The 15,477-nt window shown below is 37.9% G+C and carries 10 protein-coding genes; 5 read left to right on the forward strand and 5 right to left on the reverse strand.

What is annotated here, in order from left to right; translation table 11 throughout:
- Positions 1 to 488 precede the first annotated feature (488 nt).
- Positions 489 to 2,831, reverse strand: coding sequence for a TonB-dependent receptor (locus ACM46_RS06370; RefSeq protein ID WP_083997351.1), 2,343 nt, complete (start codon positions 2,829 to 2,831; stop codon positions 489 to 491).
- A 100-nt stretch (positions 2,832 to 2,931) separates the two neighbouring features.
- On the opposite strand from ACM46_RS06370, the gene ACM46_RS06375 reads away from it, so the two are divergent.
- Positions 2,932 to 5,754 (forward strand): GH92 family glycosyl hydrolase, encoded by a 2,823-nt coding sequence (locus ACM46_RS06375; RefSeq protein ID WP_048505804.1) that lies wholly within the window; start codon positions 2,932 to 2,934, stop codon positions 5,752 to 5,754.
- A 222-nt stretch (positions 5,755 to 5,976) separates the two neighbouring features.
- On the opposite strand, the gene ACM46_RS06380 is transcribed toward ACM46_RS06375, so the two are convergent.
- Genes ACM46_RS06380 through ACM46_RS06390 form a run of 3 tightly spaced genes read right to left on the reverse strand, consistent with a single transcriptional unit; the run spans position 5,977 to position 8,563 of the window.
- Positions 5,977 to 6,570 carry a hypothetical protein gene (locus ACM46_RS06380; protein ID WP_131707549.1) on the reverse strand — a complete coding sequence of 198 codons (594 nt, stop codon included), beginning with the start codon at positions 6,568 to 6,570 and terminating at the stop codon, positions 5,977 to 5,979.
- Between the two features lie 13 nt (positions 6,571 to 6,583).
- Positions 6,584 to 7,306, reverse strand: a complete 723-nt coding sequence (locus ACM46_RS06385) for a phytanoyl-CoA dioxygenase family protein (protein ID WP_048505806.1) — start codon at positions 7,304 to 7,306, stop codon at positions 6,584 to 6,586.
- 6 nt (positions 7,307 to 7,312) lie between these two features.
- Positions 7,313 to 8,563, reverse strand: coding sequence for a dicarboxylate/amino acid:cation symporter (locus ACM46_RS06390; RefSeq protein WP_048505807.1), 1,251 nt, complete (start codon positions 8,561 to 8,563; stop codon positions 7,313 to 7,315).
- A 223-nt stretch (positions 8,564 to 8,786) separates the two neighbouring features.
- On the opposite strand from ACM46_RS06390, the gene ACM46_RS06395 reads away from it, so the two are divergent.
- From ACM46_RS06395 to ACM46_RS06410, 4 genes are all read left to right on the forward strand, one after another.
- Positions 8,787 to 9,275, forward strand: a complete 489-nt coding sequence (locus ACM46_RS06395) for a BON domain-containing protein (RefSeq protein WP_048505808.1) — start codon at positions 8,787 to 8,789, stop codon at positions 9,273 to 9,275.
- Between the two features lie 7 nt (positions 9,276 to 9,282).
- Positions 9,283 to 9,702: an SH3 domain-containing protein gene (locus ACM46_RS06400; protein ID WP_048505809.1), complete on the forward strand. Its 420-nt coding sequence runs from the start codon at positions 9,283 to 9,285 to the stop codon at positions 9,700 to 9,702.
- 96 nt (positions 9,703 to 9,798) lie between these two features.
- On the forward strand, positions 9,799 to 12,516 hold the full coding sequence (locus ACM46_RS06405) for a TonB-dependent receptor (protein ID WP_048505810.1): 2,718 nt from the start codon (positions 9,799 to 9,801) through the stop codon (positions 12,514 to 12,516).
- Between the two features lie 200 nt (positions 12,517 to 12,716).
- Positions 12,717 to 14,576, forward strand: coding sequence for a CocE/NonD family hydrolase (locus tag ACM46_RS06410; protein ID WP_048505811.1), 1,860 nt, complete (start codon positions 12,717 to 12,719; stop codon positions 14,574 to 14,576).
- Positions 14,577 to 14,778: 202 nt separating this feature from the next.
- Here ACM46_RS06410 and ACM46_RS06415 read toward each other — a convergent pair whose 3' ends face one another.
- On the reverse strand, positions 14,779 to 15,390 hold the full coding sequence (locus ACM46_RS06415; RefSeq protein WP_048505812.1) for an alpha-ketoglutarate-dependent dioxygenase AlkB family protein: 612 nt from the start codon (positions 15,388 to 15,390) through the stop codon (positions 14,779 to 14,781).
- Between the last annotated feature and the right edge of the window lie 87 nt (positions 15,391 to 15,477).

Consider the following 15,477-nt stretch of genomic DNA (forward strand, 5'->3'; position numbering starts at 1 on the left):
TTTCATTTTTTTGATTGTAAATTTTTCTACCACAAAAGGCACAAAAGTTTTTTACTACTGTTCTGCCTTTAGGTGTAGATTGAGATTAAATGTATTAAAGCCCACATAAGAAAAAATAAAAAATCCGCAGCTATCTCTTAGAATAAAATCTCCGTTTCATCAATAGGAACGGGCTTTAGCCCGTTCAACCAATAGATCCCCATTCATCCGGCTTCAGCCAAAACCTAAATTCCCAAATTCAAATTCCACATCTGTGTCAATCCGTGCAATCTGTGGTAAAAAAAACAAAAAATCCGCTGCCATCTCTTGAATAAAACTTTCGTTTCATCAATAGGAACGGGCTTTAGCCCGTTCAATCAATAGATCCCCATTCATCCGGCTTCAGCCAAAACCTAAATTCCCAAATTCAAATTCCACATCTGTGTCAATCCGTGCAATCTGTGGTAAAAAACACAACAAACTCCCCATCACTCCCACTTCAGCCAAAATTAATTCGCCCTGTTCTTCTCATCAAACTTAACATTACGATCTGCTCCTTTCACCTTTTTATTCCCAAATGTATAAGTTACAGACAAAGTAAGCCTTCTCGCATCATAATAATTATTGTAATAATGCGTCCCGGTAGTATAAAAAATCTTGCCTTTGCTCTTCGCTTCTTTAAAAATATCTGAAACAAACAGATTCATCTGCAGACTTTTCTCCATTAAGTTCAGTTTCAAACCTGTTGCTAAACTTCCCGCATAATCCATATACACATTCCCGGAATTGGAAGGTAGTCTGAACCAGTAATTAAGAATAATCTGTACCGTTTTACTTTTGTTAAGTGAAATATTATTCTGAAAGTCAAAATTATAGCTGCTTCCTTTTCTTGAGGCAGCATCTGTCGCAAACACTTTGGTTTCCATATAAGAAAGATCCGCTGAATAATTAGCTTCCCAGCATGAAAAGAAAGTATCGTAATAATTGAACGTTACTCCCATACTGTTCTGATTGTAATAATTTTCGAAAGTACTGATTCTGTTCTCTCCTTTCAGATTGGCCAACTGGCCAAACGCTTCTACCGTTCTCTGGAAATAAGCGGATGTGGATAGTTTTCCTTTATAGATATGAGAAAATTCAAAATTATGATTAACAGAAGGCTTCAGAAGAGGATTTCCTGTAAAATAGGAATTGATATTAATGTACCATCGGTAAGGATTGATGGCACGAAATCCCGGCCTGTTGATTCTCTTGGAATAATTCAAACTGAATGTATGGTTCTCGTTACTTTTATAGCTAACATAGGCTGTGGGGAAAAACTTTCCATAAGAATTTTCCGTTAGCTGCCCCGAGGTCAGAGAATTTCCGTTCACTGTGGAATACTCATACCGGATTCCTGCTTTGGCAGACCATTTTTCACTGAAACTTTTTTCAAAGCTGAGGTAAGCAGCATAATTCTTTTCATTGTATTCAAATACATTGCTTTTCAGAGGATCTGTAATGAAGTTTCCGTTATTCAAATTCTGATACGAAATATCTGAATTGTTATCAAAATTCGTAAACTTTATTCCTGTTTCCATTTTAGCAAACTGATAAGGCAAAGTAAGATCTGCCTGTCCGGAATAGATTTTATAATCGACTCTGGACGGTGTTTTTACTACAAAGCTGTCCCCGTCGCTTTCCGTTGTGGTAAAATCAATTAAACTTTCCGGAATATTAGAGAAATAGTTTCCGGTAATACTCAGTTTATGATCCAGTTTTCCAAATTTAAGATCATAATAAGCACTTGCCGTCTGCTGCCGGTTTTTAGCTCTGTGTTCCGCATAGGTAGAAAGATTGTTCGTAAAATTTCCATTCTGAAAATACCTTGACGTATTTTCGATATCCATATTGGAGTGCCCGAATCCGTAATCATAAATAAAACCTATATTGGATTTTGCTCCTATCTGATAATCAACACTTAAATTTGCACCAAGTCCATCCCCGAAATCCCTCCTGTTATCCGAACTTTTAAGACCGTCTGCTCCTTCTATTGTATAATTTTCGTAAGATCTTTTCTGGTAGTCGTAATGTCGCAGCTTCAGCGAAGATCGCAGTTTTTCATTTTGATAATTGACCGTTGCACTGTTTGAGAAACCTGTATACGTCTGCTGCTGAAGACTTGTAGTAAGGCTTCCGCTCCAGCCCAGATTCTGGTTTTTCTTTAAAACGATATTAATTAACCCGCTGTTTCCCTGGGCTTCATATTTTGCAGGAGGGGTTGTAATCACCTCTATTTTTTCGATATTTTCAGATCTCAAACTTTTAAGATAAGTGACCAGCTCACTTCCGGAAATATTGACTATTCTTTCATTAATCATTACGGCTACTCCGTTTTTTCCTGCAATGGAGACTCCCGAATTATCATCCACTTTAAGCAGCGGCGTTGCTGCCAATGCTTCTGCACCGTCCATCCCCTGTGAGGCGACAGAATTAGACACATTAAAAATAAGACGGTCTGCTTTTCTTTCAATCATCTTTTTCTTAGCGGTGAGCGTGACTCCTTCAATCTGTTTTTCCTTTTTTTTCTCGATGAAAAAATCCTGTTTTGTATCTCCGTTTACCAGGATATCCGCTGAAGATATTTCTGTCCCGTCCTGGATAAGCTGGATATGATAATGACCATTCTCAGGAAGTTTCAGGCTGAAATTTCCTTTCTCGTCCGAAATAGCGGTCTGTTTCTTCTGATCTTTAACAGCTATGATCTCAATGTATGAAAGAGAGGTTCCTGTCTGCATTATTTTTCCTGTAATGCTTTGTGAGAAGGCTATGATAGGTAAAAGCAGCATTAACGGAAGTAGTATTTTCTTCATGTGTTTTTTGTAATCGTTTTTAATAAGACAATCCCTGTCTTTCTTTTATTACATGCTGTTCTGTTGATTTTCAATATATTCGTGGGTATAAAATCATCCTATGAAAAAAAGACTGGCCATTTTCTCACTGTTCATTGCCCAGATCATATATTCCCAGAATTATTCCCAATATGTAAACCCTTTTATTGGAACCGGAGGGCACGGGCATACCTTTCCCGGAGCTATTGTTCCGTTCGGAATGGTACAGCTTTCACCTGATACGAGGATAGATGGAAGCTGGGACGGCTGCAGCGGCTATCATTATTCAGATTCTGTGATCTATGGATTTTCTCATACCCATCTGAACGGAACGGGAGTTTCAGATTATGGGGATATTATGCTGATGCCTACTATGGGAAATGCAAGCTTAAACTCCAAAGACTATTCTTCAAAATTTTCGCATAAAAATGAAAAAGCTTCGGCCGGATTTTATTCTGTTAAACTGGATAAAAATAATATTGATGTACGTCTGACCACGACAAAAAGAGTCGGCTATCATGAATATACTTTTAACAAAGCAGGAGATGCCCATATTATTTTAGACTTAAATCACCGGGATAAACTCCTTGAAGGAGAAGTAAAAATCATTGATGACAAAACCGTTGAGGTTTTCAGAAGAAGTGAAGCCTGGGCAACCAATCAGTATATCTATGCCAGAATTGAATTCTCAAAACCTATGTTTGAAACAAACGCATATGAAGAACATGCTGTGTTACCAAAAGGTAGTATACAAAAAAACAATTTCTACTATGGAACCCAAGTAAAAATCGCTTTTTCAAATAAAGTCAAAAAGGGTGAGAAAATTCTTGTAAAAGTTGCTATTTCTCCCACAGGTTATGAAGGAACGGAGAAAAATATGCTGGCAGAGGGAAAATCCAATGATTTTGAAACCATAAAAAAACAGGCTGAATCTGACTGGGACAAAGAACTTTCGAAAATTGAAGTGAAATCTGATAATAAAGACCAACTTTCTGTCTTTTACACCGCTTTGTACCATGTTTTTACCCAACCAAACATCAATATGGATGTGGACGGAGGCTACAGAGGCCGGGACAATAAACTTTATACCGCAAAAGGCTTTGATTATTATTCCGTTTTTTCACTTTGGGATACCTTCAGAGCAGCTCATCCGCTAATGACCCTGATCGACAGAAAAAGAACGGCAGATTTCATCAATACCTTTATCAAACAATATGAACAGGGTGGAAAACTTCCGGTTTGGGAACTGGCTTCCAACGAAACGGAATGCATGATCGGCTATCACGCTGTTTCGGTGATTGCAGATGCGATGGCGAAGGGAATTAAGGGTTTTGACTATGAAAAAGCATTTGAGGCCTCTAAAAATTCTGCTATGCTGGATATTTTCGGGTTAAATGCATACAAACAGAACAATTATATCAGCATTGATGATGAGCATGAAAGTGTTTCAAAAACTGTGGAATATGCTTATGATGACTGGTGTATTGCCCAAATGGCCAAGATTTTAGAAAAAAAAGAAGATTATCAGTATTTCATGAAGCGTTCTCAAAACTGGAAAAATCTTTACAATCCAAACAATGGCTTTATGCAGCCCCGAAAGAACGGCAACTGGTATGAGCCTTTCGATCCAAGAGAAGTGAACAATAATTATACGGAAGGAAACTCATGGCATTATTCCTACTCGGTACAGCAGGATATTCCCGGACTGATTGCTGCGCACGGCGGAAAGGAAAAATTTGAACAGTTCATTGATGCTATTTTCGCTGCACCGGATAAAACAACCGGCAGAGAGCAGGTAGATATCACAGGACTAATGGGACAGTATGCTCAGGGAAATGAGCCGAGCCATCACATTGCTTACCTGTACAATTACGTAGGAAAACCGGAAAAGACAGATGCCAAAATCAAATATATTCTTGATCATTTCTATAAAAATACGCCAGACGGACTGATCGGAAATGAGGACTGCGGCCAGATGAGCGCCTGGTATATTCTAAGTTCAATGGGTGTTTATTCTGTCACTCCGGGACTTCCTGAATGGCAAACGACCACTCCTTATTTCGATGAGGTTAAAATTCATCTGGAAGACGGAACCACAAAAATAATTACAAAGAATACAGGAAAAGCAGAACTTCAGAAGCTGGGGTTTGAAAATATTAAGCCTGCAAAAGATTTTAAGTATACACAATTGACAGCTTCCCCGGTGATTGCCTCTGACAGAATCTTCGATTTTTCTGCAAAAGTAGAAATCACTCCGCTCAATGCAGGTGATAAAGTATATTATATGACCCTGAGTGACAGCGATGCCAATGTCAGAAAGACTTTTACAGCTTACAAAGGGCCTTTTACAATCAGCAAAACGACTCAGGTTCATGCCTACTCAGAGAGAAATGGTGAAAAGAGTTCAGTAACGATGGCTCGATTCAACAGAAGGCCTAATTATTGGGACATCGATATCCATTCAAAAGCAACCCAGCAATATACCGCTAATGGAAAACTGGCACTCATCGACGGAATCAAGGGGGATATCAACTGGAGAAAAGGAGAATGGCATGGCTATCAGGGGCAGGATTTTGAAGCGGTTATTGATTTTAAATCACCTCAGCAGATTACCAGTCTGTCCTCAACTTATCTTCAGGACAGCAGAGCCTGGATCTTACTCCCTAAAAAAGTGGACTATTATGCTTCCATGAACGGAAAAGATTTTATCCTCCTGAAAAGCATCGACAATACGATTGATGCTAAAGATGAAAAAGTACAGATTCAAAATTTCAGTACGGAGATTCTTCCTACTGAAGCCCGCTACATCAAGGTAAAAGCCTATTATTACGGAAAGCTTCCAGAATGGCATCAGGGAGCTGGCGGTGAGGCATATATTTTTATTGATGAGATTTCTGTGAAATAGATGATATGAAGCTGGAAGTCTGAAGAGGGAAGTTAATGGAGGTCTGAATAATGACTGAACCTCAATTTTATTGACTTTTTGGAGATTCACCTGATTAAATATTAAAAAAATAACTGCAAAAGCAGATCTACGGACAGGAAGTAACTTCCCTCCTCCCTCTTCCTGACTAAAAACAAAGCCCTTCGAAAAATTCAAAGGGCTTTGTTTTGTTATGGATGTTTATCAATCTCTATCTAGCTTATACAAATCAAAAATACCGGGGGAAATTTTCAAGTCGGGTCTGAAAAAAGTAATCCCTTTTATGAAATGCTTTTTTAATAAATTTCCATTAGTAATGATAGATTCTGCTTCTATGAATAATGCTTTTATTACGATTTTATCTGACGCATCATCAAATATATAAAAACACAAATCCATATCGGTATCGGTCTGATCAAGATTGATAAAAACGTCATATTTTCCGTCCTCAGGATGTGGCATCAGTTGATTGTACTGTATTGATTTTACTAAACCCTGATTAGTGTAATAATGAATTCCCGCTCTGTCAACCGTTGTCCTGATTATTTTCGTGCCTGATTTTTCTTTTAATTTTACAATCAGAAGCCATATAAATCCCGCAGCAACGAGTATCGCCAACACAACCATTAAAATTTTCAGTTCAATCTGAATATTTGAGGTTATGGTAATCCATGCCATCAAAATTGTCATCAGCGGTGTCAATACGGCGAATATTGAAAAAAATATTTTAACGGCTAAAGTCCAGCCTTTAGATATTTTTGAGTCAATAGCCGGAAATTGATTTTCCTCTGATACCATTTGATGTAGGATTTTAATTCATTCTCTCGGACCATTGCAGTTCCTGTGGCAGTTCCAGATCAGAAAATTCTATATGGATAACTCTTCTTCTCCTTCCGTCTGTTGTTCTGTTCGAACCGTGAAGCGTAAGGGGTTTCATAATCATAATTCCACCTTTCTCTACGTTACAGATTTCTTCTGTTTCCGTATTCCAGTCGATGGTTTCCGGTCTGTAGATTCCTTTGGCATGCGATCCCGGAACTACTTTTAAAGCTCCGTTATTTTCATCGGTATCATCCAGATGGATTCTGATGGTACAGATATTTTCAAGGATAGGCAAAGGAGGCTGTACCGCAAACTGATTCTTCTTGGTAGTCCATGGTCCAAAACCCTGCATATCCAGTTTTTTGTCTACTGAAATTGTCAAGTCCTGGTGATAGGCAACATACCAGTTTGAGGTTTCCGGCTTATCAAAATAAATACTTTTTACAGCAACATATTTTTCTCCGAAAAGCACTCTGACAATGGTTTTAACAGTATCATTAAATACCAGCTCTTTTACTTCAGGAATTTCTTTTAAGAATTGTCTTACTGCAAAAAGATCATCGGATTTTCTGAAATTCCCTCCTGACGTATCCGCATTTTGAATGGTCTCCGTAATTTTTTCAATCTCTTCCTCAGAAAAAACGGAAGGAATTACGGTAAAACCTTTATCAAAAATATTGGCTTTGTGGATTTCTAAATACTGCTCCGTCATATTCTACTAAACTTTCTGAGGGGTATTTTCAAGCTGACCTTCCCATTTGGAAACAGCTGAAGTAGCCAGTGCATTTCCTAATACGTTGGTCATACTTCTTCCCATGTCACAGAAATGGTCAATTGGCAGGATCAATGCGATACCTTCCGGCGGAATTCCAAACATGGAACAGGTTGCTACAATAATCACCAGTGATGCTCTCGGAACTCCGGCAATTCCTTTTGAAGTAAGCATTAATACCAAAAGCATGGTAATTTGCTGCCCTAAGGACATTTCAATACCGTAGATCTGTGCAATAAAGATGGAAGCAAACGTCATATACATCATACTTCCGTCCAGATTAAACGAATATCCCAAAGGCAGAATAAAAGATACGACTCTATTATTACATCCGAATTTTTCAAGCTCTTCCACAAGTTTCGGGAAAACAGCTTCAGAACTCGTTGTAGAGAAAGCAATCAGCAAAGGTGCCTTGATTCTTCTCAACAGTTCGAAAAGGCGGTTTCCTAAGACCATATACCCTACCAGGAGAAGTACTACCCAAAGCACAGCCAGGGCGAAGAAAAAGTCTCTCAGATAAACGGCATAGACTTCAAATATTTTAAACCCGTTCATAGCCACTACAGCAGCAATAGAACCTAAAACACCAAGCGGAGCAAACCACATGATGTAGCCTACCATTTTAAGAATAGCGTGGGCAATAATGTCAAAAAGTTTAACGACCGGTTTTGAATATTCCTCTCCTAAATTAGCGAGAGCAACTCCAAACATGATAGAGAAAATAACGATCTGAAGTACCTCGTTGGTAGCAAAAGCTTCAAATAAACTTTTAGGGATCATATGTTTTACAAAGTCTTCCAGAGAAAAACTTTTACTGCTTTTCAGAAGGTCTTCCGCGGCTGCAGCATCCTGGATCGGGAGTTTGGTCACATGCCCCGGTTCAAGCCAGTTAACAAGCATCAGCCCGATAAAAAGAGAAACCAGTGAAGCCGAGATAAACCACAGCATTGCTTTTGTTCCTACCCTTCCGATCATTTTAATATCGCTCATTTTGGCAATTCCCACGACCAGCGTGGTGAAAACCAATGGCGCAATGATCATCTGTACCAATCTGATAAAAACAGTTCCCAGCAGTTTAATATTCTTGGAAAAAGGTTCCGCACTTTCAGGGTATTGCGTGTGTACCACCCCTCCAATTGCTACTCCCAGAAGCAGTGCAACGATAATGGCAATAAAAAGTTTATTTTGTCCTTTCATATATATAGTTCAATTCCCACAAATATAATAGTTTTTCAATTGGTACAAGATTTTGTCATAATCCTGTTAAGTCGAGATTAAGTTTATAATACATTAAAATTAAATCGCTGATTCAGAAAATATTGCAAAAAATTTCTAAAACATTTATTGAGTTTTTATTCTTTTGGTACAAATTTTATTATTACATTTGATTGTATTAACAACCTTAAATAAATATACAACTATGAAAAAAACTATCGCAATGGCTGCATTAGCTGTAGCTATATCTTTTGGAGCGGTTTCTTGTAAAAAGAAAATTTCTGATGCCGATCTTCAGACTCAGGCTACAACTGTCGTAACTTCTAATCCCAATGCTTCTGTTGAAGTAAAAGAAGGAGTTGCTCATTTAAGCGGAACTTTCGCTGATCAGCAGTCTAAAGATGCCATGATCACAAAACTAAAAGCTATTACCGGAGTAAAAGACGTTATGGATATGTCTACTATCGCAGCACCGGCTCCTGTAGCCCCTGTAGAAACAGCTTCTGCTGTAGATCCTGCGGTTCAGAAAAAAGTTCAGGATGCTGTTAAAGATTTCCCTTCTGTAAAAGTAGAGGTTGTAAACGGACAGCTTACGCTTACAGGAAATGTTTCAGGCCTTCAGGCAAGAAAAATCAAAGAATCTGTAGATGCTTTGAAAATCGGAAAGTATAACAATAACCTAGTGGTAAAATAATTTTAAAATGAGCACATTACAAGATAAATATTCAAGCGTAGTTTCAGCAGCACAATCTGCAGGAATTTCCAATCTTCAGGTTCAGGAACAGGATGGTATCCTTTATGTTTCAGGAAATGCATCCAATACTGCTGCAAAAGATGCCGTATGGAATGCTTTGGGAGCTATTGATTCTACCTATTCTGCTTCGGATATCAATATTGACGTACAGGTTGCAGGATTAGCTTCAGGTGCTGCTTTAACGGTAGCTACTGAGGATTCTAACCTTAACATCAGACAGGAGCCTTCTACTGAAGCTGCTGTAGTAGGAAAAGCTGCAAAAGGTTCTTCAGTAACTTTGATTGAGCAGACTTCTGATGACTGGTGGAAAGTGAAAACTGATGACGGTCAGGAAGGATATGCTTATTCAAGATATCTAAAAGCGTAATTTTTTTTGAAATATTGAATTTTCAATAAAAATAAATATAAACATCTCCGCAAGGGGGTGTTTTTTTTATATTTTTACGCCTCTAAATAAGCATTAATGAAGAAAATCTTATTGTTGCTGTTATTGGCATTCAATAGTATGGTGCTGCATGCCCAACATTTATACATCAATGGAAAAGTAACCGATTCCGATAAAAAAACCATAGAAAATGCCACCGTATATCTTCTTAAAGAAAAAGACTCTTCCATCGTCAATTATACATCCACCAATAAAGAAGGTAAATTTTCCCTGAAAACAGATGCTCTGAATGAGCCTTCGATTTTAAAAATTGATGCGGAGAAATTATCCATCTATTCCAAAAGGATTGAGAAAATCAGCCAATCTATTTCACTGGGAGATATTGAACTGGAAAAAAATAAGGTTCAGAATATTGAGGAAATCAAGATTACGGTATCACCGGTAAAGATCAAGAAAGACACGATTGAATTTAATGCTTCAGCCATCAAAGTAAAACCGGACAGCAAAATCGAGGAACTTTTGAAACAGATTCCCGGCGTGGAGGTTGATAATGACGGAAAGATCACGGTTGGCGGAAAGGATGTAGACCAGATTATGATCAATGGAAAACCTTTCTTTGATAAGGACGGAAAAATTGCCCTGAAAAACCTTCCCGCCGATATCATCAAAAATATCCAGTTTACGACCACCAAAACAAAAGAGGAGGAGCTCAGCGGAAAATCTTCAAAATCCAATACAGCTACCATCAATTTTAATATTGACGAGAAAAAGAATAAAGGACTTATTTCAAGACTTACGCTGGGATATGGCTCTGACAAACGTTATGAAGGAAGTACATTACTCAGCTATTTTAAAAATGACACCAAAATAAGCCTTATTGCCTCTTCCAACAACATTAATTCTCAGGGGTTTTCCAATGATGATGTTTTTGACAGTATGGAACGCGGCAGAGGCTCTTCTATGATGTCCGGAAGTTCTGGTAAGGGAATTCAGAGGTCTACGACCGTAGGAATCAATTACAATGATCAACTTGGAAAACACATTGATCTGGATAATTTCAGCCTTACCCGTTCCAATTCTGATTCGGAGACAGGATCTAAGGTATCCAGAACTACCCTTCTTCCGGAATATACGCTCAATACCCGTTCTGAGAATAAGAGTGAAAGTGAAAACCAGCAATATAATTTCGATACTTCGGCAAGAATCAGACTGGATTCTCTTTCCAGTATTTATTTTTCACCCAAATTCAACAGTACACGCAGTTCCAGTTTTAGTAATTCTACCTCTGTAACATCAAGAGATCAGACACTGCTGAATGAGAACAGTTCTTACTCCACCACGGATTCAGAAAGCAATACTTTTACCCCTTATATTTATTTTTTAAAGCAGTTCAGAAAGAAAAAACGTTCTTTCAATGCAAAAATGAGCAGTACCATCTCGGAGTCCAAAAATGCCAATCTCAACAAGTCTCAGACTGTATTTTATTCCGGAGCTGATCAAAATGACAACAGAAATCAATTATCCAGGAGTAAAAATCAGAATAATATTTATGGTTTCAGTGCCGGATATACGGAACCTGTCTCCGATTCTGCTATGGTAAGTTTTGAGATATCATATAACTCAAAGATGTCTAAGAATGCCAGAGATGTTAATGATTTTAATATGGGTTCGGGCGATTATTCGGATTACAATACACCTTTATCCAATAGCCTAAGACAAACAATAAACCAGATCACACCTCAGCTGTCTTTTGAAATCAATAAAAAGAAATTCAGTCTGTGGGGATCCATGAATATTGATCTTTCAGACATGAACGTGAATTCGGTCTATAACGGACAGCAATACAGCCTGCAGAAAAACTTTGCTCTTCCTGCATACAGTTTTAATTTCCGGTATAGTTTCTCGGACAATAAAATGCTGAGTATTTACAACTATTCGGGTTTTACCATTCCCGGTGCAGAGCAGCTGACTCCTTACGAAGATACCTCAAACCCTCTGATCACCTACATGGGGAACCCTAATCTTAAAAATGCCTGGGCCAACAACAGTTCCCTGTTTTTCAACAATTACAACATTGTGAAAAATATGAATTATTATGTCAGCATCAATTTTACGTACAGGAATAACGATGTTGTTAATTATTCACGCTACGATAATTCGGGGAAACAGCTTATCACCTACGATAATATAAGCGGTAACAAAACAATGAGTGTAAGCGGAGGTTTAAGCAAAAGTTTTAAATGGAATGACAGTAAACTCAGTATAAACCCAAGATTTAATTTGCAGTACAGCTATAATAAGGGATTTATCAACGGACAATTGTTTACTACGAATTCATACAGTCTGAATCCCGGCCTGAATCTGACTTATGATCTGAAGGATAAACTGACTATAAAACCTTCCTACAGAATTGGGTACAATTTTTCCAAATATACCAACTACAGCATTGACAATGTGAATACTGCGAACCAGTCTTTAAAACTGGAGCTGACCAATTATCTTTTCAACAGCCGGCTTGTTTTCGGAAATGATTTTGAATATAATACCAATTCCAATATTGCCCCGGGTTTCAAAAGAGATTTCTACTTCTGGAATACCAGCTTAGGCTACTCGTTCTTTAAAAAACAGCTTACCGCAAAAATGAAGATTTATGATGTTCTGAATCAAAACCAAAGTGTCCGTAGAACCTTATCCACCTCTTATATTGAAGACCGGGAAGATCTTATCCTGAGACGTTACATCATGTTCTCTCTGAGTATGAAATTGAATAGATTTGCAGGAAAAAAGATGCAATAGCCGTGAAAAAGCAGTTTTCTCATCGCAATAAAAGAATCTGCTTAATCTGCAAAATCAGCGAACCTGAAAAATATTCCGCAGCTCAAACAGATAAACCTGACTCTTTATTTTTCATATTCTTCTATACTTTCTGTTGAAAGATTGAGCACAGTTAGTATATCGGAGCTATTTTATTTCTAAATTAGCGACAAATTTTATTTATGAAGATCCATATTTCAATTTTATTTATTTTCTTTTTTATCCTCGGAAGCGCACAGCCTTCCAACCAGAAGGATAGTTTCGTAAAAGATAATTTTACAAAAAAGGAATTCTATATTACGATGCGTGACGGAGTAAAACTTTTCACATCCGTTTATATTCCTAAGGATATTTCCAACAAAAACAAATATCCGTTTCTGATGCAGAGAACCTGTTACAGCATTGCTCCATACGGTGAAAACGAATACAGAGCGAAACTGGGCCCGAACCAGTATCTGATGAAAGACAAATATATTTTTGTATTCCAGGATGTACGCGGAAGGTATATGAGTGAAGGAACTTTCACCAATATGACTCCACAGGTAGACCGTAAAACAAAAAAGGATGTAGACGAGAGCACCGATACTTATGATACGATAGACTGGTTATTGAAAAATATTAAAGATAATAATGGTAAAGTAGGACAATACGGAACTTCGTATCCCGGGTTTTATACCGCAGTAGGAATTCTGGCGCAGCATCCTGCATTGGTTGCTTCTTCACCACAGGCTCCTATTTCGGATTTCTGGAATGATGATTTCCTTCACAACGGCAGATTTATGCTCGGTTATTTCAGAACTTTTCCTGTTTTCGGAATTCAGAAAACAAAACCTGAAAACAAAGCATGGTATATGGATACTTTTGTGAAGCAGACTTCAGAAGACGGTCTTAAATTTTACAGAGACATGGGAACTTTAAAGGATGGCTATGAAAAATACTACAAGAACAATTTTTTCATGACTGAGATTATGAATCATCCCAACTATGATGAATTTTGGCAGAAAAGAAACCTTCTTCCTCATTTAAAAAATGTAAATCATGCCGTAATGACTGTTGGCGGATGGTTTGATGCAGAAGATCTTTCAGGGCCTTTAAATATCTATAAAACGATTGAAAAGACAAGCCCGAAAGCAAAAAACACTATTGTAATGGGACCTTTCTCACATGGCGCCTGGGCGCAGGAACAGGGGAAGCATTTCCACAATCAGATTTATTTCGGTGACAGTATTGCTACCTACTATCAGAAAAATATAGAGACAAAATTCTTTAACCATTATTTAAAAGGCAACACGAAAGAAGATGCGGGACTTCCTGAAGCATTAATGTATGACACTGGTGCTAAAGAATGGAGAGAATTTGCTTCTTACCCACCGAAAAATGCTCAGAAAATTAATTTCTATCTGGCCAACGGAACTTTAAAGAACGCCTCTGGACAAGGTTTTTCTGAATACTACAGCGACCCTAACAATCCTGTATTAAGCTCAGACAACCTGAAAGATTTCAACGGATTTACGCCTAAGAATTATATGTCGGAAGACCAGAGATTTGCCGTTGGAAGACCGGATGTTCTGACATTCACAACGGATGTTCTGACTGATGATATTACTTTCGCAGGGGAAATTATGGCCAAACTGAATATCGCGTCCTCTTCCACTGATGCCGATTTTGCTGTAAAACTAATTGATGTATATCCTGAAGATTTTAAACCTGCAGAAAAGAAAGACGGGGTAATTTACCCTAACTATCACCAGATGGTAAGAAGTGAAATCATGCCTGCAAGATTCAGGAATTCAAGAGAAAAAGGAGAAGCTTTGGTGGCCAATCAAAAAACGGCTGTCAATTTCAGATTGCAGGATGTAATGCATACTTTCAAAAAGGGACATAAGATTCAGATTCAGATCAGCAGTACATGGTGGCCGCTGTTTGCTGTGAATCCTCAGAAATTTATGGAAAACCCGAATTTTGCTACAAAAGAAGATTATACAAAAGCTTTTATCAAGATTTTCAATGACAGCTCTATTGAGGCTGAGGTATTGAAATAAAGATAGAGGTGGTGGCTTCAAGAGCCTCCAAAGGTAGTATTGATAATAGTTTACAAAAACATAAAATCCGGTCGCTTTGAGAATTCAGCGGTCGGATTTTTTTATTATAGGGAATGGTGTGGCTTCGAGGGGCTCAGCCACCAATCGGAATCTCTCTCTTAACCTAAAAAGGTGACTGAGGTTCTCGAAGTCACCTTTTTTTTCACTCCTCAATCGTTCTGAAAGTAAGGTTCACTCTCGGTGTTTTTACTTTCGTTGTAGGAGGAAGCCTGTGCAGCCAGTTTTCCTGTGTGGTTCCTTTCATGATCAGTAAACTTCCGTCTTCCAGGAATATTTCTACTTTTTCTTTGGTTGTTTTATGCTTGAAAAGAAACTTTCTTTCTGCTCCGAAAGTCAGGGAAGCGATGGCTCCGTGTTTTTTAAGATCCTTTTCACCGTCGCTGTGATATGCCATTCCTTCGCTTCCGTCATGATACAGGTTAAGCAGGCATGAATTATAGGTTTCTCCGGATACTTCCTCGCATTTTTTCTTCAGTTCGAGCAGTTCTGGAGTCCAGAATCTGGCATGTTTTGTCCGTTTTGAATAAGTGTATTCAAAAGCTCTTTCTCCAAACCAGGCTACTTTTCTTTTGGTTAAAATTAATTTCCCAAAGATAACTGCCTCGTCATTTTCCCAGGGAATCTGATTGAGCAGATAATCGTAAAAGAAATGTGACTTCTCTTTTCCGAAAACCTTCCCGTAATAATGTACTGTTCCATCGTTAGGAAGAATATTTAAAGGATATTCTGATATTTCTTCAAACAGACTGTTCATGATTTTTAATTGGTAAGAATATTATAATGAGTTGATGTTTTTTAAATAATTTTATTAACCACAAAAGTCACAAAAGTTTTTTAAGTG

It is taken from the genome of Chryseobacterium angstadtii (assembly GCF_001045465.1).
Classification (GTDB): Bacteria; Bacteroidota; Bacteroidia; order Flavobacteriales; family Weeksellaceae; genus Chryseobacterium; species Chryseobacterium angstadtii.